This window comes from Paenibacillus albiflavus (assembly GCF_004344915.1).
GTDB classification, from domain to species: Bacteria; Bacillota; Bacilli; order Paenibacillales; family NBRC-103111; genus Paenibacillus_AM; species Paenibacillus_AM albiflavus.
Window position 1 is genome coordinate 16,688 of sequence record NZ_SKFG01000031.1, and the last position, 25,414, is coordinate 42,101.

The window sequence follows — 25,414 nt, forward strand, 5'->3', positions numbered from 1 at the left end:
TATTGGTAATTAACGTTAATAATGTAGTAGGAATAGGAGAGGAGATTAACAAGTGCGGTTATTAGAAGGAATATTTCATTCTATAAGAAAAAGTTATAGCAAGTACATATCTATTGCTATCCAATTGACGCTGTGCTGTATGCTGCTCATGATGTTAGTGCCAGCAGAGGCGAAGGCAGCAGATCATAAGATAAGCATCAAGACGGAATTAGGACTAAATCCATATACCAACTCGAAATTGAATCGTATGAATCCTGTTCGAGTTGAACTTACAAGTGACACAGCAGACATTAGTGGGGACTTGGTTATTCAAATAGGTACGATGAATACCAAGGATGTTAGCTATGTGCAGCATGTTGAATTGCCGAAAGGCGTTACGAAAGAGCTCATATTCAATCTCCCTGGTGGAATTTACTCGAAGGATAATAATAGTGTACGCTTCTATCAAGATTCAGTAGAAAGCGGTAGAGTGATTCCCTTCGCAACTGGAGCGGAAAGTCTATTCTCTAGTTCATTCTCTGGCGGGACTGTAGCGGTTCTATCAGGCGATAAGGATACTTTCAATTTCTTATCTTTGCTTAATCAGCAACGATATAGCTTAGAAGTGTTCCCGATATCAATAGATCGACTTCCAGCTAGCGCCAATATGCTAGATGCGATTGATGTCTTAGCGATCAATCAGTTCCCATCCGAAACCTTATCTAATGCTCAGATTGAAGCGATTACGAATTGGGTAAATAACGGAGGCACACTTATTCTGTCAGGGGGAGCGGGTTTTGCCAAAACAGCATCGCCATTCCAAAAGCTGCTTCCTGTGGAATTTGAGGGTACTACCTCTATACAGAATCTATCAAGTTTAGCTGAATTTACAGGAAAAGAGCTTCAATTGACGGATCCCTTCACCTTGTCGCTTGCGAAGCCTCTTCCAGAGAGTGAAGTTATCTTGAAGCAGGATGAAATTCCACTTGTTGTGTCCAAATCGTTTGGTACAGGCAAAGTTATTTATGCTGCTTATGATGTTGCCTTGCAGCCTGTATCGAATTGGAACGGGCATTCACTGATGTGGGGAGACATCCTCCAAGATAAACTTAAAGAATATAATCAGCAAAATGGGATGTACTATCGTGGTGATCCCGATTGGATGCTCAATAATGCGCTTGATTATTTTCCATCTATTCAATCACCACCATTTGGCATGCTAGCCATTCTATTAGTTATATATGCGATTATTGTAGCACCTCTATTATATTTGATTCTCAAAAAATTCGATAAGCGCGAATGGTCATGGGTAATCATACCTTCGATTGCTGTCCTATCAAGTTTTGTTATTTATTTCGTAGGCGCGAAGGACAAAACAGCGATAGTCAGCCATACAATCAGCACAATAGAGCTGGATGGCAAAGGGCAAGGGAAACGAAGTGGAGGAACCGCTCTATTCGCTCCTGGAAGCGGGAATTACACGCTGTCCATTGATAAAATGACTACACCTTTACCGTTCTACTCTTTGAACAACAGTTTGCAGAATTTAAGAGGTGAGACTGAGCTATACATACGTTCTGAAGCAGATACAAATGTAATTGAATTTATGAAAGTTCCTTTCTGGTCTGTTCGTAAAACACTTCTTCAGGATACAGGAAGCAAACCGCTTGGTGCGCTGACTGGGGATTTATCGATTACAGCTGCAGGGACGTTGGAAGGAAAGATTACAAATAATACAGAATCCGATTTACAGGATGCTTTTGTCGTATATGGCAATCAATATATCAGTTTAGGTGAAATTAAGCGTAAGGACACCGTGTCCGTTTTGTTACAAGCAAATCAAGGGCCGACTAATTCCGTCTATAGTGATATAGGATATATGATCTATCCTTATACGAGCCAGAATGATGACAAAGAACGGCAAAGACAACTTGTTAATTATTATGCAAATAAAAACATGCTGTCCAATTATGATCCGATATTTCTGGCATGGAGCAATGATCAAGGGTTTGATTATCTAGTGGATGGTAAAACGATTCGGAATGATCAATTAACAATGTGGACACAAGAGCTTAAGCTAAGCGTTGTTCATGGTCAACAGATCACAATACCAATGGGCTATATTAAGCCAGAGGTAAGCGAAGTTAACTCTCAAGGCTATACTTCTGATGGTCGGATGCAGATGCTAAATATGAAAGATGGCTATGTTGTAGTTGATTATATGCTGCCCAAAGTAGAAGGCGCCAAATATTCAGAGCTGACCATTGATTATGTGCAAGGAAATGTTACGGCTGAAGCTTGGAATTACGAGGAGAATAAATGGGAACCCGTTTACTTAAATTCTCCGCTCAAACTGGATCGAGCAGCCTTAGTACCCTATATAGATAATGGTAAAAAAATACAATTAAAGCTAACAGTGGCTACTGGTGGAGATGTCGTTTTTCCAGGCATTGCGCTTAAGGGAGAGGTGACGCCATGATTGAGATCAAGAATTTAACCAAAACTTATGGATCATTTACAGCACTTCAATCCCTCGACATGCAAGTGGATAAAGGAACCGTATTCGGCTTTGTTGGACCGAACGGAGCAGGTAAATCAACGACAATGTCCATACTTGCCACGCTATTGTTGCCAACCTCAGGTACAGCAAGAGTTGGTGGATATGAAGTTACGCAGCATCCGAAGGAAGTACGTAAGCTGATTGGATACATGCCTGATTTCTTTGGGGTATATGACCAGTTTAAGACGGTGGAATACTTGCATTTCTATGGTGCAAGCTATGGGATTCCAAGAGCCGAGAGAGATAAGCTAATTCCACAGCTATTAGAGCTAGTGAATTTGACAGATAAGGCTGATTTCTATGTCGATACATTGTCACGGGGGATGAAACAACGTTTATGTCTCGCTAGAAGTTTAGTCCATGATCCGGAGCTGTTGATTCTTGATGAACCGGCATCTGGACTTGATCCTAGGGCTAGAATTGAAATGCGTGAGATTCTTAAGGAACTTAAAGCAATGGGTAAAACGATTATTATTTCCTCGCATATTCTACCTGAGCTTGCCGAAATGGTAGATGAAATCGGCGTTATTGAACATGGCCAATTGATTGCCAAGGGTAGAGTACAGGATATACAGAATCAGATCAAAGCGAACCGTATTTTACATGTAAGGCTGATGGAGCGTTCAGAAGAAGCAACTGAATTCTTGCGCGACGAACAACATGTATCCATGGTGCTGCATGATGCCCAAGGCGTACATATTCATTTTAGCGGTAACGATGAAGAACAGGTACACTTGCTGCGCAAGCTGATGGATAAGGGCTATCCCGTTATCTCATTCAATGAAGCACAAACGAACTTGGAAGATGTGTTCCTGGAGATTACGAGAGGAGGGATTCAGCCGTGAAACGTATCAATTTGCGTCAAATATTAACGAATCCAATGCTAGACAAGGAATTTCGTCTGCGCATGCGAACGCCAAGGTATACGTTCTCTTTGCTATTTTACATTCTAGCGCTGAGTTTAGTGGCGATGGGATATATTTATATGTCTAATGGTCTCTTTCAATCAGGTCAGAACCGATTCAATCCAGAATCTAGTCGAATAATGTTCTATATTCTATCCATCGGACAACTCATTCTTGTTGCTTTCATGACGCCAGGACTGACAGCAGGTGTCATAAGTGGCGAAAGAGAGAAGCAGACGCTAAACATTCTGCTTACGACGCAGCAAAGCTCGGCATCGATTATTCTAAGTAAGCTTGTCTCATCGCTAAGCTTTATGACACTGATCGTCATTGCAACATTGCCTATTTATAGCATTGTTTTCTTATATGGAGGAATTTCACCAAAACAGCTATTGCTCGTTTTCCTCTTCTATTTATTCATTATGCTATTGCTTGGATCACTAGGGGTGCTGTTCTCGACAGTATTCAAACGAACTGTTGTAGCCATTATCGTAACTTATGGCGTGGGTGGATTTATTTTCCTCGGGACGGGGCTGTTGTATATCTTCCTCATGGCGGTGTCGGATCGTGGATATTCATCAATCATAACAAATTCGACCTATTCGTGGGTGGGATATATCCTCGGATTGAATCCGGCAGGGGCGTTGATGAGTATTTTTGAAGAAGGCTTCTCCAAGCAGGTGTTTCTAATGAGAGGTGCTAATGTCGGTACAGCAAGCGCGCCAATCGAATTATGGCTGGAGTTCGTTCTGTTCTACTCTATCATTATCATTGGAGCATTATGGCTTAGTATTCGTAAGATTAGGCCAGTGGCTCGCAAGAGCAAAGAATTTCAAGTGGAACAAGTATAGGTCGAATTAAAATTAAGGGTGAAGAGAAGGGTGAATCAAATGAAAGCAGAATCTGAAGATCAGTTTCCAGCACAAGTAAATATGAAGTCTAAGGAACTGCTTCATTTGCTTGCTCCTGTGCAGCGGCGGCTTCGACTTTTTGAAATTTTGCGATGCCTATACTGGGGGATTATTGGAGGTTCAGCTGCTGCTCTGGTTTGGTTGATAATGGGTAGATTCATTCCGGTGCCCTATTTATATGAAGTCGCAGGTATCACAATTCTAGCAGGTGCTCTAAGTGGGGTGATAGGGGGAATTGCTCGTAGAATACCACATTCACAATCTGCCCATATCATAGATTCAGCAGATAAGAGCAATGCGGTGATCACTGCTTTGCATTATATACAGGATGAATCGCCAATTGTACAGCTACAGCGTGAACAGGCAATCGAGGTCGCCAATAGATTCGGAACGGACATTCGATCGAATATGCCTCTGCCTTCACAACGTAAGCCATTCATTGTTGGCTGCTTATGTTTAGCTATCGTTGTGGCGCTCGCCTTGATACCGAATCCAATGGACGAGATGCGTACTAAGCAGGAACAAATACGCAATCTGGTGCAAGAACAACAGATGAAGATCGAGGAGCTCAAGCAATTGTTAGAGGCTAAAGAGCTTCCAACAGCAACGAGGGAAGTAGCGAAGCAGTCCATCGAGCGGCTAGAGGAGAGATTGAAAGATTCCAAAAGTATCGATCAAGCTTTAGAGAATATGGAAAAGTCAATGAAAGAAATGCAAGCTCTTGCGAATGATTTAAAGAAAGAGCAAGCGAAGGCTGAGCAAATGCTTCGTGATTTGGAAAAGCAAAGTATGCTCGCGCAAGTAGCCAAATCGATGCGCCAAGGTGATCCGAATCAATTGCAGCAAGCGATGAATGAGCTTAAGCAGAATGTTAATAAACTTAGTCCTGAAGCGAAGGAAGCGCTAGCCAAGCAGCTTGAGCAGTTCGCTCAGCAGATGCCGCAGGATGGCAAAGCAGAGAGTGACGCGCTGCGCAAAGCACTCGAGGCCGCTGCGGCAGCTGCGAAGCAAGATGGCGATGCGAGTGAACTGCAAGACAAGCTGGCGGAGCTGGATAAGCAGCTCGCCGAAGCGCTGGCGAAGATGGGCGCATCGAAGCAAGCCCTAGCTGCGTTGCAAGCGCAGCAAGCACAGCTTGGCGAGCTAGGGGAACAGCTCGCTAAGCAAGGCTCGGCGGCAGGACTCGCCGTCGCTAAGGGATGGTCCGCCGCGCAGGCGTCGGCGGACGGTCTTGACGCGGCGGGAGGCGGGGACGCCGCGGATAATGCGGCGTGGGATGAAGCCGCCGCTAAAGCGCAAGGCGCTGGCAATGGCAATGCCAGCGGCAATGGCTCAGGTGCCGGTGCTGCTTCAGGCAACGGTGCTGGCAGTGGGCAAGGCACTGGCATAGGAGCAGGTCAAGGCGGCTCCGGGGCTGGTGTAGGTGTAGGAGACCGCAACCTAGTCATGACGCCGAGAAAGTATGAAGGTACGGGCGATATATATAAAGACAATGGTCCTAACTCCGGTAAAGGTGGGGAAGTCCAGAAGGGCGGTACATCTCCGATGGTTGACGGCGTAAGCAGACCTTATGAGGAAGTATACAATCAGTATGCTGCAGAAGCGAAGGATGCGCTGAATCGTGCACCATTGCCAGAGCGAATGCAAGGACTTGTAGAGCAATACTTTTTGGAGATTCAACCTAATCCATAGCGTCATATGCATAGAGGAGAGATTACGGATGGTAGATTTGAAGGTGCAATTGGAAGAATGGTCGGAGACGATCACATCTGTTAGAGAACAGGTGGAGCGAGTGATCGTTGGACAGCAGGATGTAGTGGAACAACTGCTCTGGTGTATTTTTGCTGGGGGACATGCGCTGCTTGAAGGGATTCCGGGTCTTGGCAAAACAAAGCTTGTCCAGACTGTAGCCGATGCGCTTAAGCTGTCCTTTTCGAGAATTCAGTTCACCCCCGATTTGATGCCGACGGATATTACAGGTACGAATATTATTCAATTTGGTGCACAAGGGGAAACTTCCTATCGTTTTCAATCGGGGCCGATTTTCAGTCATATTGTACTAGCGGATGAAATCAACCGAGCAACACCCAAAACGCAAAGTGCGCTGCTAGAAGCCATGCAGGAGAAGACCGTTACGATTGGTGGGGAAACGCATCGACTCCCATTGCCATTCTTTGTCCTGGCGACACAAAACCCGATAGAGAATGAAGGAACATACCCGCTTCCAGAAGCACAGTTAGACCGCTTTATGATCAAAATAAATGTATCTTATCCAACACGAGATGAGCTTAAAGAAATCGTTCGTCGCACAACGTCAGCCATTCACCTGCAGGCGGAGGCAGTAGCTACAGCTGAGCAAGTGCTGGACGTACAGCTTGGAGCTAAAGGCGTATTGGTTGCGGATGAAGTGCTGGATTATGCGGTTCGACTGATGATGATGTCACATCCTGATCAGGAATCTGTACCGGATTCTGTTCGTAAGTATGTCAGATTCGGTTCAGGACCTCGGGGCATACAATCGATTATTTCGATTAGTAAAGTACGTGCGCTAACTGCGGGTCGATTGCATGTCTCGGTGGGTGACATTCAGAAGGTCGCTGTGCCCGCGCTTAGACATCGACTGTTGCTGAATTATGAAGGACAAGCGATGAGAGTTTCGACAGATACGATCATCGAAGACATGATTGCTGCGATGGAGAAATCGCGATGACAGCTGGCAAACTTTTTTTGCCGAGTGGGCTTCTGCTTCAGTTAGAGCAGCTTACATTAGTAGCCAAGCGCCGTATAAGAGGAACGATGCAAGGGAAGAGGAGGTCCAAACAGCTTGGATCTTCCTTGGAGTTTGCTGATTATCGCGAATATGCGCCAGGTGATGATATACGTCGGTTTGATTGGAGTGTGTACGGTCGAACTGGCAAGCCATTTATTAAGCAATACATGGATGAACAAGAGCTGCAGGTTCATCTGTTCATTGATGCGTCGCGTTCGATGAATTTTGGTGAGGATTCAAGTGGTTTGCTTGTAGAAGGCGGCAAGTTGGCCAATAAACTTGAATATGCCAAGCAATTGGCAGCGAGTATCGGCTATATCGCACTAGCAGCCTATGATCGTGTGGATGCGGCTAGTTTTACAGATCAGATTGATAACCATACACCTCTTATGCGAGGTAGAGGATCGGCAGAGCGCCTGTTTCATTTTATACAGAAGATAGAAGGACAGCCGTTAAATAAAGGTGGGATTAACGCCGATAATCTGTATTTTGCACGACCATTTATGAATCCATATGCATTATCGCGTCAGCAAGGAATGACATGGGTATTCTCAGATTTTCTAGCGGAGCAGGGTGTGGAGGAAGCACTTTCTTATTTATTATCTGCCAAACAAGAGGTCGTTGTCGTTCAAGTGTTGCACCCGCAAGAGCTGGAGCCTAAGCTTGTCGGGGATTTGAGATTAATTGACAGCGAGCATAGTGGCGGTAAGGATGTGGCGATCTCTAATCGCGTGCTTCGTGATTATCAAGAAGTGATTGCTGAATATACGGATGGGTTAAAGCAATATTGCCATGAACGTGGACTAACTTATATTAGGGCGCGCACGGATATACCGCTTCATGATATGGTTTTGCAGGTCATGCGGTATACAGGTCTAGTGCAATAATAGAGAACAACTAAGGATCAAGAGAAAGCAGGTGAGGTACATGCGGTTTGGATCATTCGCGAGCATCGGATTTATCGTAGCGTTAGGCGCGATTATTGTGATGTATTTACTTAAACGTAAATATGTCGATACCGTAGTACCCAGCCATATGCTGTGGAATCGTGTGCTTCGTAATTTGGAAGCGAACAAGCCTTGGCAGAAGCTTCGTAATCAAATGTTATTTTGGATTCAAATGTTGATTGCTGCACTCCTCGTACTGGCGCTAATGGAGCCGGTTATTCCCTATGAGAAGGAGGTAAAATCACATCTCGTTCTTGTGGTTGATACCTCAGCTAGTATGAGTGCGACTGATATGCAGAATAATCGAGGTGACTCAAATGCTCGGATTGATCAGATGAAGTCGAAGCTCAGAGAATTCGTAAATGGACCAGCTAGCAAGAGTGAAATTACACTGATTCGAATCGCTGATCAGCCTGAACTCTTGGAGTCACGGCAAACGGATAAGAATCTGGTGCTTCAATCGATTGATCAATTAACTGTGAATTATGGCGTTAGTGCCTATCGCGAGACCATGTCATTAGCAAGCTCCCTAACTCGATTGGAGAAGGATGCAGAGATTGTTGTTTATACCGATGAACAGTGGCCTGAACAATCAGCAGGCATTACATATAACGTTCCTGTGCGTGTGGAATCCATTGTTGGAACAGGTGATAATATCGCGATTGCTCAGTTCGGTGTCAAATTGCCAGCATCTGGCGCTGCGGATAAGGTGCAAGGCGTGGCTGTAATCCGCAATTGGTCAAGCATCACTCGCACCATGGATGCTGTACTAACAATCGGTGAAGAAGCCCAAGTTGGTGAAGTGCATACCCTTACACTCGAACCAGGGAAACAACAAACACTTCAATTTACTAATTTGCCAGTCGCGTCGTATTATGGGTTGCAACTGGATGTAGAAGATAGCATACAGGCTGACAACAGGGCGTATGCCTTCTTGTCTGATCAAGGTCAAGCAAGAGTTTTGCTAGTAACGGAAGGTAATTTATTTTTGGAAAAGGCATTGCAGCTATCAGGAGCCCAAGTGGTGAAAATCCAAATTCCATCAGATGGCAATAGTGAAAATTTCGCTGATATGCCAAAAGATACGATTATCGTACCTGATACGAAATTGGATATGGTCATTTTGGATCATGTGGCCGATCCTTACATTGAATCAACAGAATGGAAGGAACTAATTGCGCAGCATCCTGTATGGCGAATTGGAAGTACAACTGCAAAGCAAATAGCTCCAATTACAAGTACATTTGAAATTGACGAACATCCAATAAACCGATACATACGGATGGCAGACACTCATATAGCTCAGCTGGATGATATTCAATCTGTCTCTTGGGGACAGCCCATTATCAAGCTTGGTGAGAATCCTGTCATATTTGCCGGAACAGAGCAAGGTCAGCCACGTTTAACATTTAATTTTGATTTGCATCAGTCGGATTTGCCGCTTCGATCGGAGTTTCCAATCTTGGTACGTAACAGCATCGATTGGTTAAGTGAATCCCGGATGACAACATTAGGACGTTTAACAGCAGGATCGACTAAAGAGATTCCATTATCTCCAAGAGCTGCGCGAGTGGAATGGAAGCAGCTAACCAGCAATATTGATGCTTCTAAACAAACAGTTTCAGCTTCCTCGGAGCAGTCTCAAACGTCTGGCGTGACGGCGTATCAGACAGTTCCTGCTATACCTGGTTTATATCAATTAGAGCAGTATGATGCTGCTGGAGTCCGTATTTCGTATGCACTTGCAGAAGTTGCAATGGATGCCGCAGAGTCCAATGTACTGCAGCAGGAGAAGTTAAGCTTTCAAATCAAGAATATGAATCAAGCAGAGGGGATTGCAGCTGACCAAATGCTTGCTGATGATTCAAATACCCCTTCTGGAATGCAGCTTACGACTTGGTTAGCGTTATTCATTATGGCATTGCTGCTGTTAGAGTGGGGGGTGTACCAGCGTGGGAATTCAATTTGATCATCCATGGGTGCTGTTGCTCTTATTGCTGATAGTTCCAATTATCGTGTTTTTCTATAAGAAAGATCAAAGATTGAATGGATTTCGGAAGAAGCTTGTCTTTACGCTCCGAACTTTGCTAATTGTTCTTTTGATTCTAGCCATTGCAGGTATGCAAACCTTTGTCCTGCATAAGGAAAAACAGATTGTATATGTTATTGACCGTTCCGATAGTATGCCAGAAGACGCAGGAATTAGAGATTGGTTAAAGCAATCCGTTCAGTATAAAAAAGAGAACGATCAGTTTGCTGTTATCTCCACTGGACTTGAAGCCGTCATCGAGCGAAGCATGACGAATCAGCCTTCTGACTTCAGTCCATCTGCTAAACTCAGTCCACAGTTCTCCAATTTGGAGCAAGGGTTGCAGGTAGCGAGTAGTCTGCTGTCCAATCCAGAAGCTTCAAGAATTGTACTTGTGACGGACGGGGAAGAGAATATTGGCAGTGCCCAAAGACAAGCTAGAATGCTCAAGGATCGTGGCGTGCCAATTGATGTACTGCAAGTTCCAAGACTAGTGACAAATGACGTAGCGATTGAGTCGCTAAAGCTTCCAGAGAAACTGTATCAAGCAGAGAAGTTTGCCTTTGAAGTAGCAATTCGAAGTACAATAGCTGGAACTGGCGAGCTGCGAATTTATGAAGATAATCGGGAACTTGCCGCCATGCCGGTTGAAGTCTCGCGTGGCGAGAATCAGTTCGTATTGCAAAGTTTAGCAAAAACAACGGGTCTGCATCAATATCGTGCAGAAATCTATATGGATGGCGACAAACAAGCCGTAAATAATGTGGGCTATGCTTTTAGCAAAGTGATTGGTTCACCCAAGGTGCTAATCGTAGAGGGTAAACCGAATCTATCTTCGAATATTACTGCAGCACTGGAGTCAGGAATCGTTGAGTATGAAATTATAGCACCAGAGGTTTTTCCTCATGAATTAGCTAAATTAACAGCTTATGACAGTATTATTCTGAATGATGTATCTGCCGATCGTTTTTCCGGCTTGCAGATGGAAATGATTGAGAAAGCGGTTAGTTCGTACGGAATCGGATTGATGATGGTTGGTGGAGAAGACAGCTTTGGAATGGGTGGCTACTATAAAACTCCGATTGAGAAGGCATTGCCTGTCCGAATGGAGCTTGAGGGGAAGCGGGAGATACCTTCTTTAGGTCTGATCCTAGTCATCGATCGTTCGGGCAGTATGTCGGGTGATAAAATAGAGCTTGCCAAAGAGTCCGCGATGCGTACGGTCGAATTAATGCGGGCTAAGGATACTGTTGGGGTGGTAGCCTTTGACTCGCAGCCTTGGTGGGTTGTAGAGCCACAGAAACTTACGGATAAAAATGAAGTCATAAATAAAATCAAGTCGATTCAGTCACAAGGCGGGACGGAGATTTATCCTGCGTTGAAAACTGGCTATGATCAGCTTAAGGAGCTGAGTGCGCAGCGTAAGCATATGATTCTGCTTACAGATGGCCAGTCTGGACCGGATCCTGGTTATCAAGATATGTTAAAGGATATGACTCAGCATCAGATTACACTTTCAACGGTTGGTATTGGACAAGATACCGATGTACAGTTCCTTGAATGGTTAGCGAAGGAAGCGAAGGGTCGCGCTTATCAAACGAATGATCAATCGACTCTTCCAGCGATATTCAGTCGAGAGGCGGTTATGATGGCAAGATCCTATATCGTTAATCAACCATTTATACCAGCGATTGCAACGATGAACGACTGGAGTCAGATGTTCGTGGATGGTGTTCCGTCAATTCAGGCTTATGTGGCAACGACTGCTAAGGAAGCAGCAGAGTCGATTTTGGTTAGTCCTGAGCCAGATCCATTGCTGGTTAGATGGCAATATGGTTCCGGACGATCGGTAGCTTGGACTAGTGATTTAACGGGAAAATGGTCGAAGGATTGGATCGAGTGGGGCAAATTTTCACAGGTCTTTACACAAATGGTTAAATGGACTTTTCCTCAATTCGTCGCTTCTCCTTATGATGTGAATACGGTTATGAATGGTAATGAAATTTCACTGCATGTGACTGCAACAGATTCTGATGCCGTGTGGGATGAATTGAAGGCTGTCGTTACAGATGACAAGCTGAATTCACAGGAGGTATTGCTGACGCAAACAACGCCAGGAGAATATAAGGGGAGTGTTCCGCTGAACCAATCTGGTGCTTATGTGATTAACTTGACCCCTATACAGAATGGCAGTTCGCTGACGGATGGTCTCGCAGGAAATATTGGCATTGTAGTTCCTTATTCTCCTGAGTACCGAATTCCAATATCGAGTGGAGTGATGACTGATCAAGCCATAGCCCAGTTAACGAAGACTACAGAAGGACGAATGCTGTCACTAGATCAGCCTGAGCAAGTTTTTGCGGGTGAGACAGTACCAAGTAAACAGTTGTATGATCTTGGACGTTTGCTGCTTATTCTAGCACTTATGTTATGGCTGCTGGACATTGCGGTTAGACGTTTATCCATTAGATGGGAATCTGTTTATTCATGGGCGCTTAATGGTTATCAGAAGCGACAAGCAGTACGAGAAGCACAGGCATTGCAGCAGCAATCCGCGCAAGCTAATCGAATCGAACGATTGCAGCAGCGCAAGCAGCAAACCGATCAATTCTATGGGGACCGTAGGAAGAAGAATGAAGGGGGACCAATTCCAAATCTGACAGATGAATCCCTTAATAAACAACGTCAAAGTCAAGAATTTCAACAATCAAAGCCAAGAGCAGCGGTTAAATCGCATCAAGGTGAGAAGTCGCCTCGAACAGAGGATAGATCGGACAATACAGTTAATCGATTACTTGCAGCCAAGCAGCGAAAAGGGCGGTAATTATAGCCTCTAATTGATTCATTCTGAAGCCTATTTTATTTCACCAAAGTTCAATAATGTTGATAAAAGTCATTTGCTTCGCATTGCTTGTACCCGTATAATATTGAAAAACATATAGCTTTAAAGGGGGATTTTAATTGTCTACCTCTGGTGGAAGTTACAGTGTAATCGTTCGTTTGGAAATTAGTAACGAAACCATGTTCTTCAATGTAGCTCAGTCTATACATAACGCAGGTGGAGATGTGATTGCCATCGATATGGTTAGCAATCGCAAAACATCCACCATACGGGACATTACCGTTGGAATTGCAAGTAAAAGTCTGGAACAGCAGTTGATTGATAGCATTGCAAAAGTACCTGGCGTCCAAGTGATAAACGTGTCGGATCGAACTTTCCTCATGCATCTAGGTGGCAAGCTAGAGGTTAAATCCAAGGTAACTGTTAAGAATCGAGAAGATTTATCTCATGTGTATACACCAGGCGTAGCACGTGTGTGTACAGCTATTGAGCAGGATCCTTCCAAGGCGTATTCGCTCACGATCAAACGAAACACAGTGGCAGTTATAACGGATGGAACGGCCGTATTGGGCTTGGGTGATATTGGGCCACTAGCTTCTATGCCAGTAATGGAAGGCAAGGCAATCCTTTTCAAAGAAATGGCGAATGTGGATTCATTCCCAATCTGTTTAGATACGAAGGATACGGAAGAAATAATTAAGATTGTAAAGGCAATCGCGCCTGTATTTGGCGGGATTAATCTGGAGGACATTTCATCTCCACGCTGCTTTGAAATTGAGCAAAGGTTGAAAGAGGAGTTAGACATACCTGTTTTCCATGATGATCAGCATGGAACGGCAGTTGTTATGCTAGCAGGGCTTATTAATGCGCTGAAGTTAGTTGGTAAGCAAATGTCTGACATCAAAGTTGTATTTAGCGGAGCGGGTGCTGCGGGTATCGCATGCACGAGAATTCTGCTGGCAGCTGGTGTTCAGAATGTGATTGGTGTCACAAGGTCAGTAGGTGTACTTCATAGAGATGGCGTTTATACGAATCCTATGCATCAATGGTATGCGAATCATACGAATCCGAATCACGTAACAGGTACGCTTAGCGATGCGATTGTTGGCGCGGATGTGTTTATTGGATTATCTGGTCCGGGCGTGCTATCAGTTGAAGATGTGAAGAAAATGGCACCAGATGCGATCGTATTTGCGATGGCGAATCCCGATCCTGAGATTAAACCAGAAGACGCTGAAGGTTATGTACGTATTATCGCGACTGGGCGCTCGGATTATCCGAACCAGTTGAACAATGTACTGTGCTTCCCGGGTATTTTTAGAGGAGCACTTGATTGTCAGGCGACCATGATCAATGAAGAGATGAAGCTCGCAGCAGCATATGCCATTGCTTCGATTGTCTCTGATGAAGAGTTGAATGAGCAAAATATTATTCCGAGCGTATTCAATCCTCAGGTTGTCCCTAGTGTTCGGAAAAATGTGATTCAAGCTGCCATTGAAACAGGTGTAGCTAAGAAAATTCCACGAGAGTTCAGATAATGAAAAGATAGATGAGTAAACAAATGGAGAGGCATCCTTTAGTTCATACTAACTAAAGAGATGCCTGCTTCAGCTCTGCGAGTTGATAAAATTTAAAACTCCTCATTCTTCATATTTCTATAAGTCCCTCCGATATATAGGAGGTTAGATGTTTTTTCTTATGTAATCCTAACGAGGTGGACTTTTCTACTTCATTTTGCTCATTCATTCTACTAAATCGCTGCTCACATCTTAGGAGGTTTTGTCATGAAATGGTTCTATAATCTTTCGGTAAAATTAAAAGTACTATTGCTTATTGGTTTGATTTCACTAACAACGTTAGTGATCGGGATTTCATCTATTTCAACGTTGTATAATTTAAACAATATATTCAAGAGTATGTATGAGGATAGACTCGTCCCTGTTAGGGATATTAATGTCCTTAAATCACAAAATCAGACGGTAGAACGCGATGTTCTGTTAATGCTGCTAAAACCCGATTCTATATTTCAAGAGGATATGCAGAACGACATCGATCAAAGATATGCAGAAATTGAAAAACTATTGAATAATTTAAAGCAGTATATGAGCAAGGAACAGTCCGATCAGCTAATGGGAACTCTAGAAACATTCGATGAACAGCAGAAGCAGATCATTAGCGTTCTAGATCAAGGGAAGCTGGAATCCGCAATTCAGCTGCATACTGCATATTCCTATTCATGGGATGAGATCAATAAGACTTTAGATCAGATTTCCAAGGATATTTCTAAGCAAGCAGAGGATGAGATTGGCGAGCTTAAAAAGGAAGCTGAATGGGCAACTATTATTACCATCATTATTCTTGTTGCTGGATTAGCTATATCGATTCCAATTGGGGCTTGGGTTGGTAATTTCATGTCCCGTGGTATTCGTAAAGCATCTGCTCATGCCAAACTGATTGCTGCAGGCGATCTGCGTATAGAGCGATTAGGAATTGAAGGCAAGGATGAAATTGCCGTGCTTGCACAGTCGGTTGATCTTATGGTCTCGAATCTGCAAGGCATTGTACATGAGGTGAAAGAATCCAGCAAACAAGTTGCAGACTCCTCTGAGGAACTGCTTGCCTCTTCTGAGCAGACTAGCCGTGCGAGTGAACTGTCTGCTAACGCTACAGCAGAGATTCATGATGGCTTGCAAACGCAATTTCATAGCATTCAAGAGCTCTCACGTGCAATGGAGGAAATGGCAGATGGCGCCCAACAGATTGCGACTAGCAGCGAAGATGTAACGAATTCAACAATGCTCGTAAGCTCCAAGGCAAAGTCCGGTAATGAAGTGGTTATGCAATCTGTTCATGCAATGGAGAACCTGACTGAACAAGTAACGAATACCTCTACTCGCATGAATCATCTAGGGATGCAAATGAAAGAAATTGATAAAGTCATGGAGCTCATCTCGTCGATTGCGCAACAAACGAACCTGCTAGCTCTTAATGCTACAATTGAAGCTGCGAGAGCAGGCGAGCATGGCAAGAGCTTTGCTGTTGTAGCAGATGAAATTCGTAAGCTTGCAGAAGAAACGAAGGATGCCTCTGTAAAAGTAAGTTCCATTATTGGGAACATCAGCAATGAAACTGCACAACTCGTGAAACAGAACATGCAAAGCACAGAATATGCACGGGGTGGGCTCAAAACAGTTCAAGAGGCAGGTCAAATGTTTGGCGATATTTCTGGACAAATTGAAGAAGTATCCAAGGGCATGCTATCTGTATCTGCCTTTGTTGAGCAGATATCCGCATCATCAGAAGAGGTGCTGGCAACAGCTCAATCTTTGCTTAACATCGCAGAGAAGTCAACTGACAACTCCCGTCAGGTTGCAGCATCAACTCAGCAATCATTAGCTTCGATGGAAGAAGTCAAGAGTTCTTCGATGATGCTAAGCCAATTATCTAGTGATTTGGATCGGGTTATTAATCAATTTAAGATTAATTAATGAAAATAAACACAGCGGTTCGGGTAAACGATCTACCTGATCCGCTGTGTTTTTGTATGATATATAAGTTTTATTTAAAAATCATTGTTGCTTGGATAGCCTTCTGCCAGCCAGTATACAGCTCAGCAATTTCCTTGTCAGGCATTACAGGCGTAAAGCAGTGATCGATTTGCAGCAGGGAAGTGATTTCTTCCTTGCTGTTCCAATATTGTGTGGCAAGACCTGCTAAATAGGCTGCTCCAAGTGCTGTAGTTTCACTGACCTTAGGTCTCTCTACAGGAACTCCCAGCATATCGCTCTGGAATTGCATTAGGAAGCGATTAGCTGTAGCGCCGCCATCAACCCGCAGCTTCTGCAGCTTGATGCCGCTGTCGGCTTCCATTGCCATCAGCACATCCTTGGTCTGGTAAGCGAGTGATTCCAAGGTCGCCCGGATAAAATGCTCCTTCGTAGTTCCACGTGTTAGACCGAAGACAGCACCTTTGACTTCGCTGTCCCAATAAGGTGTGCCGAGTCCGACGAATGCGGGAACGACATATACGCCATCAGTCGAATCTACACGTGCAGCATAGGCTTCGCTATCACCGGAATCCTTGAACATCCGCAGCCCATCTCGCAGCCATTGTATGGCTGAGCCAGCAACAAAAATACTGCCTTCAAGCGCATACTCCACTTTACCGTCTAATCCCCATGCAATCGTTGTAAGAAGTCCATGCTCAGACATCACAGCCTTGCTGCCAGTATTCATGAGCATGAAGCAGCCTGTTCCATATGTATTTTTGGCCATACCTTCTTCATAACAAGCCTGACCGAATAATGCAGCCTGCTGGTCGCCCGCAATCCCTGCAATCGGGACGCTCTGCCCAAAAAAGTTGGAAGGCACTGTATGTCCATATATTTCTGATGAGGAACGAACTTCCGGAAGCATGGATTTTGGAATCGTTAGAATCTCCAGCAATTCATCATCCCACTTAAGCTCGTGAATATTGTACATTAAAGTTCTCGAGGCGTTGGAATAATCCGTGACATGAATCTGCCCGCCTGTCAGCTTCCATACCAGCCAAGAATCTACAGTTCCGAACAGCAGATCACCGTTATTGGCCTTATCTCTAGCGCCCGGAACGTTATCTAGAATCCACTTGACCTTCGTTCCCGAGAAATAAGCATCGATGAGTAAACCAGTTTTATTTCTGAACAAAGTTTCATGACCTTGCGTTCGCAGTTCGTCAACTATGTTTTGAGTTTGTCTGGATTGCCAAACAATAGCATGATAGATAGGAATGCCCGTATGTCGATCCCATACAATCGTTGTTTCACGCTGGTTCGTTATTCCGATTGCCGTAATTTGGCTTGCCTCTACATTGGACTCGATCAAGCAGCTTGTAATAACTGAGGATACAGATGCCCATATTTCTTGCGCATCATGTTCTACCCAACCTGGATGTGGGAAATGCTGCGTAAATTCTAAACTGGATTTATGAATTATTTCGCTTTTCTGATTAAACAGGATAGCTCTAGAACTTGTCGTTCCTTGATCAATCGCTAAAATATACCTATTCATACGTCACATCCTTTACTAACTGCTTACTGCTCCGTTACGAATATATCATAATCAGCTCCGGAATGCCTATAGGTAAGCTTCCTTTGTTTCTTGTGTATATTCAGCTCGCGTTGCTTCATCCCAATTGAATTGATCGGCTAGGTAGCGAATAACTGGCTCCATCCAAAGGCGTGCACCTGGTCGATCAAAGTTCATAGCAGATGAGCGACGATTCAGGAAGTCTAACGGGCGGACTACCATTTCGGACTCAATGCCATATTGCAATGAGGCAAGTACGCTGGCATCTGTCCGATACTGTTGCGCTGCTTCTTGCATTGTTGGAATGAGACGGAATACCTCCTCCACATTGTTACCATAGCGCTGAACAAGTGCATCAGCTTGCGGTCTGGACAAACCAAGCTCAATTCCTCTGTTGGTCCATGCTTCCTTATAGGATTTATAATTAACTTTAAATTCCCCGCCTGACAGTTTGATCTTGTCTGTTGTGCAAGCTGGATATTGGTTGCCTGTCTCGTTGCTTAGTTGTTTACAGACAAGATCGACTATGCGTTCCGCCATTTTACGATAACCTGTTAACTTACCGCCTGCTATCGTAATTAGACCTGATTTGGAAACAAAAATTTCATCCTTACGCGAAAGCTCAGATGGAGATTTGCCATCCTCATGAATAAGTGGACGTAGACCAACCCAGCTGGATTCAATATCTTTGACAGTCAGTTTTAGACTAGGGAACATATCGTTAGCGCATTGGATTAAATACTCACTGTCTTCCTTCGTAAGCTCAGGATTCTTGATATCGCCTGTATAATTTGTATCTGTTGTCCCGATGTACGTCTTACCGTCCCTTGGTATGGCAAATACCATTCGCTTATCATTTGTATCAAAATAGATCGCTTGACGAAGAGGGAATCTGCTTTGATCTACGACGATATGTACGCCCTTAGTCAAATGAAGACTCTTGCCTTGCTTGGAATGATCAAGCTCACGCAAAGTGTCTACCCATGGTCCTGTTGCATTGATGATTTTGGTTGCGGTGATTTGGAATGGTTCACCTGTATTCAGATCCTTGGCACGTATGCTCGTTAATTTTCCTTCTGTATATTCAAGAGATTCCGCATGCACATAATTGATGGCCGTTACACCTTTTGCAACAGCAGTCTTCATCGTTTCAATGGTTAATCGCGCATCATCCGTACGATATTCTACATAATATCCACCCCCGATCAATCCATTCTGACGCAAGAGGGGTTCTTTGGATAACGTTTCCGCTTTATTCAGCATCTGACGTCTTTCTTCCTTCTTAACGCCAGCTAACCAGTCGTAAATGAGAATACCGATTGAGGACGAAAATTTACCGTAAGTGCCTCCACGGATAATTGGCATCAGCATCCATTCAGGCTTAACCAGATGTTTGGCATTTTCAAAAAGAATCGCACGTTCTCTGCCTACTTCACGTACTAAAGCAACATCACCTTGCTTCAGATAGCGTAGCCCCCCATGAATCAATTTAGTTGAGCGACTGCTAGTGCCTGCAGCAAAATCCTGCATCTCGATCAGAGCAACCTTCAGACCGCGAACAGCACCGTCGAGTGCGATACCTGCGCCTGTAATACCGCCTCCGATTACGAGCATATCATAAGTGGTGTTCTGTAAATCCTGAATAATCGACTGCCGATTCAAGCTTGAGAATGTGTGTGTCATTACCGTTTCCCCCCATACGAAAAATACAAAAAAAGACCGAGTAAGCCCAAGATTCATGCTTCCATGAACGGCTTAAACGGTCTCTCATATTCTCCGACCTGAAATATGTACTTGTGATATTAATCATATGTCACTTATCTAGTATTTACAAGGGGGCATGCCGACCTTTGATGCAAAAAAGTTTTGATTTGTCCTAAAAGCGCCATAGGTGATTAATCATGATGCTTAAGAATGAAGAATATGAATGATAATATTCAGTTCTTTATGGACTAGGTGGTGGAATGCAATGGCTCTGCTCATGCAAACCTATCAGTATTTTCTGGAGCATATGGATCGCTTTGTGGAAGAACTCCGGGTGCATTTAGCCTTGAGCTTATGTGCACTAGTCATTAGTCTGCTTGTTTGCATTCCGATTGGCATCTGGTGTGCAAAGCATAAGGGAATTGCCACTTCCATTATGAATACGATGAATGCCATTCGAGTCATACCCAGCTTAGCTATTCTGATTCTTATGCTGCCATTAATTGGAACTGGCTTCCAACCAGCCTTGATCGCACTGACGATTCTGGCTTGTCCGCCTGTCCTCATTAATACTTTTCTTGGATTTCGAGGAATCGATCCGGCCCTTATTGAATCAGCGGAGGGCATGGGGATGAGCAAGCGAACGGTATGGACCAGAATTGAATTACCTCTTGCGATGCCAGTGATGCTAGCTGGGGTCAAAACCTCAAGCATTGAGGTGATCGCAAGCGCATCGCTTGCAGCTTTTATCGGGGGAGGGGGGCTAGGTACATTTATCATCAATGGCCTTGGAATGAATAAGTTCCACGTGCTGCTGGTAGGCGCAATTCCGATTGCTCTGCTCACGATTGTATCTGAGGTTGTATTCTCCGGGGTTGAGAGTCTTATGACTCGGCATGTGAAGTAAATCGAATGGGGTTTTAAGGGGGGAGTAAAATTGAGAAAACAGACTTGGCTAATTGTTAGTATCATTGCCATTTTATCCAGTCTATTAATGGGTTGCAGCAGCAATTCATCTCAGCTTTCGATCAAAATTGGTTCGAAAAATTTTACCGAGAATCTGATTTTAGGCGAAATGTATGCACTGGCACTAGAGGATAATGGATATAAAGTGGAGCGTAAACTCAATCTGGCTGGAACACTTGTCGCTCATGAAGCTTTGAAGAAGGGTGAGATTGATTTATATCCTGAATACACAGGTACTGGGCTCATCAATATTATGCAGGAAAAGCCCCTATCAGATGCCAAGGAAGTATACGATAAGGTGGCTAAATTCTATAAAGAGCAATTTCATCTGGTCTGGTTGACACCTTCGAATGCGAACAATACGCAAGCACTTGCTGTATCGAAGAAAATTTCTGATGCGTATGGCATTAAGACGATATCTGATTTACAGAAGAATGCTGCGAATATCCGATTAGCTGCTGTCCCGGAGTTTGAAGAACGTGAGGACGGATTGCTTGGGTTAAAGCGTGTTTATGGCGATTTTCCATTCAAGACGATGAAGCTGTTCGATTATGGCGTTAAATATCGAGTGGTGCTTAATGATGAAGCCGATTTGACGGTGGCGTTCGCAACGGATGGGGAATTAACAAATCCTGAGCTTGTCGTTCTGCAGGATGATAAGAAGTTATGGCCACCTTATTATCTAGCGCCTGTCATCAGGCAAGAAATTCTTGACAAAGATCCGAATGTACGCCAAGTGCTTGATGAAATTTCAAGTAAAATCAATGACCAAACGATGCAGCAATTGAATGCGGAAGTGGATATTAAGAAACGTGAGTATGCGGAAGTAGCCAAAGAATTCCTTGAGAAGCAGATGCTGCTCAAGAAAGTGAAATGATCAATAAGTGATGGAGGTGCTAGCCATGCTGAACTCGGACGCGATTGTTTTTGATAAGGTCATGAAGCAGTTTCCCCGTGCTGCCAATCCGTCCGTGCAGGAAACGACCTTGCATATACCAGAAGGAAGCTTTATTACAATCCTAGGGGCATCGGGATGCGGTAAAACAACCCTGCTCAAAATGGTCAATCGACTGTACGAACCCACTTCAGGTCGAATTCTGGTCCATGGTCAGGATATTAACCGAATTTCCGTAAATGAGCTGCGCAGGGACATCGGTTATGTCATTCAACAAATCGGCTTATTTCCCCATATGACCATTGAAGAGAATATCGCAACAGTTCCTAGAATTCTAGGTTGGAATAAACAGAAGATCGCCGATCGAGTCAATGAATTATTGGAGCTTGTTCATTTGAATCCGTCTGATTATCGCAAGCGTTATCCCAGACAGTTATCTGGAGGTCAGCAGCAGAGAGTTGGACTGGCAAGAGCGATGGCAGGCAATCCTTCGATTTTGTTAATGGATGAACCATTTGGATCGATTGATGCGATTACGAGGAGCAGCTTGCAGGAAGAACTCACCGGTATCCAGAAGATGCTTCGCACTACAATCCTATTCGTTACGCATGATATCGAAGAAGCGCTTAAGCTAGGGGATCGGATCGTGATTATGAAAGATGGCGTGATTCAGCAGTACGACACTCCGCTGCAGATTATGACCCGTCCTGCTAACCGATTTGTAAGTCAGCTCGTGCAATCAGAGGATGTTGTGCAGCAGCTCAGTCTAATGAGTGCGGACAAAGTGATGATCCCAATCGAAGAGCCGAGCCATCCCGATGAGTCAATGGTACAAAGCAGTGATAGCCTAAGGCTCGTATTAAATGAAATATTGAATAGCTCCTATCCTTCGGTAGTCGTGACCGATAGCAGTGATCATCCAATTGGACGCATTACCTTCGAACAGTTAAAGGCTTATATTGCCATAAGCAAAGTGATGCCTGCTACCTAATAGGGGATGGTGAACGACTTGCTTGAATATATGGTTCATAATTATGCTCGAATTTGGACGCTTCTTATCCAGCATCTCCTTCTGACGCTTAGTACACTTGGGATTGCACTCGTAATCGCAGTGCCTGTTGGTTTGTTTTTAAATCGATACAAATGGATATCCGTACCTGTGCTGTCGCTGTTAGGGATCCTATATTCCATTCCGAGCTTAGCTATGTATGCTTTTCTTATTCCTTTGATTGGGCTAGGTGCGAAGACAGCGATTGTTGCGCTTGTTGCTTATAGCCAGCTCATTCTCGTTCGTAATGTAATGGTCGGATTTCAATCGATCGATTCGGCAATTATCGAAGCGGGAAGGGGAATGGGGCTTGACGCGAAGGCTTTATTTGTGTACATACAATTGCCACTGGCACTTCCTCTTATTCTGGGCGGGCTTCGACTTGCAACTGTTTCGACAATTGGGATCGCTACGATTGCCGCTTGGATTAATGCGGGTGGACTTGGTGTCATTCTTTTTGAAGGGCTGTATCAGAACCATATGGCCAAAATGCTATGGGGAACAATTATGGTGTCTGTTTTAGCGATAGCTGCGAATCAATTGCTAATGGCTCTGGAGCGCAGAATGTCCCGCAGAGCGAGAGGGGAACTTGTGTAAAACTAAGATACATATAACAAAACCACTCCTTATAGGTAATGTCGACTAACCCAACATTACTGTGGAGTGGTTTTATGCGTTATGACCTTATTGACGTTTTTAGCAGCGTTAGTTTAGGGGGGATTAACCTACGCTTTTACCCTACCTTTGATTCTACGCCCAGAGGAATAGTTGTCTAAATCCTCATCAACATTGTTGCTGTTGAACGCATGACGGTCGAATTCCTTCTCGGAAACACCGACAACGAGAGCGGATACGGTTGTGCCTGAAGCGTTCACAGCTGTTCTAGCCATATCGAGAATCGCATCAATCCCGAGAACAAGAGCCATACCTTCGATTGGCAGCCCTGCCGCACCCAATACCACTGTTGTTGAGATAGAAGCGGGACCTGGAACGCCTGCAGTACCTACAGATGAAATAGCTGCTGCACCAATAATGATCAGGTAATCAACAAATCCTAGCTGAACCCCATACACATTCGCGACAAAGATGGCCACGATGGCAGGATAGAGTCCTCCGCAACCATTCATATTAATCGTCGCACCAAGTGGGGCAACGAAGGAAGCCACACGCTCAGACACTTTGACACGTTTGGTAATCGTCTCCAGATTGACAGGTAGCGTCGCATAGGAGCTTCGTGTTGTGAAGGCGACGGCAATAACCGGATATATTTTGCGTAGGAATCGCAGTGGATTCACTTTCGCAACAAAAGTAACGAGACTGCCGTATGTGAGCAGCATGTGAAGCAAGGATGCTGCATAGACTGCGATGGCTACACTGACCAGTCCTTTGAGTGAATCGAATCCATACTTGGATGCCATTACGGCCATAAGTCCAAATACGCCATATGGGGTTAGCTTAATAATGAACTTGGTAACTCGGAACATGATTTGGACGAAGGATTGGATGAAATCCTTGACTGGCTTAACTGCTTCTGGTCTTCTAGCACCTTCCACGATAATGGCGACAGCGATAAAGATGGCAAATATAATAACAGGAATAACTTTGCCGTTAGCCATTTCGGAGATTGGATTAGAAGGAATATTATCCGTAATAATTTTGGCGAAAATCGGCACTTCACGCTTCTCAAACCCTTCTGTTGAGCCCTTCGGAAAATCACCTCCGACATTAAGCAAGAGCGCAATAATTAGTCCGATCGTTGCTGCAATTGCGGTTGTGCCAATAAAAATCGCAACCGTTTTGCCCCCGATACTTCTTAGCTGCTTAGGATCCGTAAGAGTTGTCATAGAGGAGATGATGCTCGCAAATACAAGCGGGATTACAATCATTTTGATCAGACTGATATAGATGGTGCCGAATAAACCGATGTCAGCCGCATCTTTGCCAAAGAATGAACCGACCGCTACCCCTAGTATCATCGCTAGCAGGACGCGCCATCCGAAGCCAATCTTGGTTCTTCCTAAAAAGTACAAGAGAGCAACAATGATAATGGATACAGCCCAAGTCACATAAATCATGCGAATGCCTCCTCAATCCAATAAGTTTAGTTGGAATAAATTTAGTGCTTCGATACATGATTATGTCGTGAGTTAAACGAATAGAAGCTGTCACTCGCAGTACATAAGGTACTTGGGAATGAACAGCTTCTATTCTTAACAAGTTGTTAGTTTATTTTGCCGCTTGCAAATATTCTTTAAATTCGCCGTAGTCAATGCCTTCTTTATCAAGAAACTTCATTAAGAAGTTATGGTCACGTTTGGGAGTAGCTAGAATATAGCCTCGAATGCAGTGCGCCGTTGTGACGGATGTCGCTTGATCCTCAAGTGCTACTTGCCCAATCTTGGCTGCGATCGAATGACGTGCAATATCGCGAAAGGCATTGGGTACGGGTGAAACTAGCTTATCTAACATAGCTTTGGATTCATCGGTCCATAAATGACGAGAAGCCTCGACATAATGATTCTGCCAATCAAGCTTGGATTTCCCGTCAGCCTTCGGCAATACTTTCAGAAATTTGCGAAACATGAAGAAGCCGCCAATCGACATAAAGAATAGCAGTACGAATCCCCAAAAGACTGTCATCCAACCTACACCAACACTAAACTCTGGTACCATTAAAGTTCTCACCTCACTTGGTATATTATACTAGATACGAGCGCAAAACCCAATCCCTAACTAAGCTTAATTCTGGCATTCTTGCGACATTCCATGTACAATTGGGAATATTGAATCG

The 25,414-nt window shown here is 44.2% G+C and carries 18 protein-coding genes; 14 read left to right on the forward strand and 4 right to left on the reverse strand.

The window, feature by feature from the left end:
- Nucleotides 1–52: 52 nt before the first annotated feature.
- The 10 genes from E0485_RS20810 to E0485_RS20855 all read left to right on the forward strand — a co-directional run bounded on the left by E0485_RS20810 (nt 53) and on the right by E0485_RS20855 (nt 16,431).
- Nucleotides 53–2,458 (forward strand): DUF7408 domain-containing protein, encoded by a 2,406-nt coding sequence (locus E0485_RS20810; protein ID WP_132420004.1) that lies wholly within the window; start codon nt 53–55, stop codon nt 2,456–2,458.
- Complete coding sequence (locus E0485_RS20815) at nt 2,455–3,384, forward strand: ABC transporter ATP-binding protein (RefSeq protein WP_132420005.1); 930 nt, start codon at nt 2,455–2,457, stop codon at nt 3,382–3,384. The genes E0485_RS20810 and E0485_RS20815 overlap by 4 nt, the downstream gene beginning before the upstream one ends.
- A 5-nt stretch (nt 3,385–3,389) precedes the next feature.
- Nucleotides 3,390–4,295: an ABC transporter permease gene (locus E0485_RS20820; RefSeq protein ID WP_132420041.1), complete on the forward strand. Its 906-nt coding sequence runs from the start codon at nt 3,390–3,392 to the stop codon at nt 4,293–4,295.
- A 39-nt stretch (nt 4,296–4,334) separates the two neighbouring features.
- Entirely contained in the window at nt 4,335–6,047 is a 1,713-nt protein-coding gene (locus E0485_RS20825) for a hypothetical protein (RefSeq protein WP_132420006.1), read from the forward strand.
- A 28-nt stretch (nt 6,048–6,075) separates the two neighbouring features.
- Entirely contained in the window at nt 6,076–7,065 is a 990-nt protein-coding gene (locus E0485_RS20830; RefSeq protein ID WP_132420007.1) for an AAA family ATPase, read from the forward strand.
- Nucleotides 7,062–8,012: a DUF58 domain-containing protein gene (locus tag E0485_RS20835; protein WP_132420008.1), complete on the forward strand. Its 951-nt coding sequence runs from the start codon at nt 7,062–7,064 to the stop codon at nt 8,010–8,012. The genes E0485_RS20830 and E0485_RS20835 overlap by 4 nt, the downstream gene beginning before the upstream one ends.
- Nucleotides 8,013–8,052: 40 nt before the next feature.
- Nucleotides 8,053–10,041: a vWA domain-containing protein gene (locus E0485_RS20840; protein ID WP_132420009.1), complete on the forward strand. Its 1,989-nt coding sequence runs from the start codon at nt 8,053–8,055 to the stop codon at nt 10,039–10,041.
- Nucleotides 10,025–12,925, forward strand: coding sequence for a VWA domain-containing protein (locus tag E0485_RS20845; protein WP_132420010.1), 2,901 nt, complete (start codon nt 10,025–10,027; stop codon nt 12,923–12,925). The genes E0485_RS20840 and E0485_RS20845 overlap by 17 nt, the downstream gene beginning before the upstream one ends.
- 197 nt (nt 12,926–13,122) lie before the next feature.
- A complete protein-coding gene (locus tag E0485_RS20850) occupies nt 13,123–14,481 on the forward strand; it encodes an NAD-dependent malic enzyme (protein ID WP_407944867.1) in 1,359 nt (452 codons plus the stop codon).
- A gap of 246 nt (nt 14,482–14,727) precedes the next feature.
- The gene (locus tag E0485_RS20855; RefSeq protein ID WP_132420012.1) at nt 14,728–16,431 is read left to right on the forward strand and encodes a methyl-accepting chemotaxis protein; all 1,704 of its coding nucleotides are present in this window, start codon (nt 14,728–14,730) and stop codon (nt 16,429–16,431) included.
- A gap of 70 nt (nt 16,432–16,501) precedes the next feature.
- Here the strand turns inward: E0485_RS20855 and glpK are convergent, their stop codons facing one another.
- Together glpK and E0485_RS20865 are read right to left on the reverse strand one after the other, a co-directional pair.
- Complete coding sequence (gene glpK / locus E0485_RS20860; RefSeq protein ID WP_132420013.1) at nt 16,502–17,992, reverse strand: glycerol kinase GlpK; 1,491 nt, start codon at nt 17,990–17,992, stop codon at nt 16,502–16,504.
- 66 nt (nt 17,993–18,058) lie between these two features.
- Nucleotides 18,059–19,693, reverse strand: a complete 1,635-nt coding sequence (locus E0485_RS20865) for a glycerol-3-phosphate dehydrogenase/oxidase (RefSeq protein WP_132420014.1) — start codon at nt 19,691–19,693, stop codon at nt 18,059–18,061.
- Nucleotides 19,694–19,979: 286 nt separating this feature from the next.
- Between E0485_RS20865 and E0485_RS20870 the strand changes: the two genes are divergently transcribed.
- The 4 genes from E0485_RS20870 to E0485_RS20885 are packed head-to-tail and all read left to right on the forward strand — an operon-like array spanning nt 19,980 to nt 23,220.
- Entirely contained in the window at nt 19,980–20,621 is a 642-nt protein-coding gene (locus E0485_RS20870; protein WP_132420015.1) for an ABC transporter permease, read from the forward strand.
- 30 nt (nt 20,622–20,651) lie between these two features.
- Nucleotides 20,652–21,557 carry a glycine betaine ABC transporter substrate-binding protein gene (locus E0485_RS20875; RefSeq protein WP_235857661.1) on the forward strand — a complete coding sequence of 302 codons (906 nt, stop codon included), beginning with the start codon at nt 20,652–20,654 and terminating at the stop codon, nt 21,555–21,557.
- A 25-nt stretch (nt 21,558–21,582) separates the two neighbouring features.
- Nucleotides 21,583–22,566 carry an ABC transporter ATP-binding protein gene (locus tag E0485_RS20880; RefSeq protein ID WP_132420016.1) on the forward strand — a complete coding sequence of 328 codons (984 nt, stop codon included), beginning with the start codon at nt 21,583–21,585 and terminating at the stop codon, nt 22,564–22,566.
- Nucleotides 22,567–22,584: 18 nt separating this feature from the next.
- Nucleotides 22,585–23,220, forward strand: a complete 636-nt coding sequence (locus E0485_RS20885) for an ABC transporter permease (protein WP_132420017.1) — start codon at nt 22,585–22,587, stop codon at nt 23,218–23,220.
- Between the two features lie 128 nt (nt 23,221–23,348).
- Here the strand turns inward: E0485_RS20885 and E0485_RS20890 are convergent, their stop codons facing one another.
- Entirely contained in the window at nt 23,349–24,698 is a 1,350-nt protein-coding gene (locus E0485_RS20890; RefSeq protein WP_132420018.1) for a dicarboxylate/amino acid:cation symporter, read from the reverse strand.
- Nucleotides 24,699–24,849: 151 nt separating this feature from the next.
- Complete coding sequence (locus E0485_RS20895; RefSeq protein ID WP_132420019.1) at nt 24,850–25,296, reverse strand: DUF2621 family protein; 447 nt, start codon at nt 25,294–25,296, stop codon at nt 24,850–24,852.
- Nucleotides 25,297–25,414: the final 118 nt, after the last annotated feature.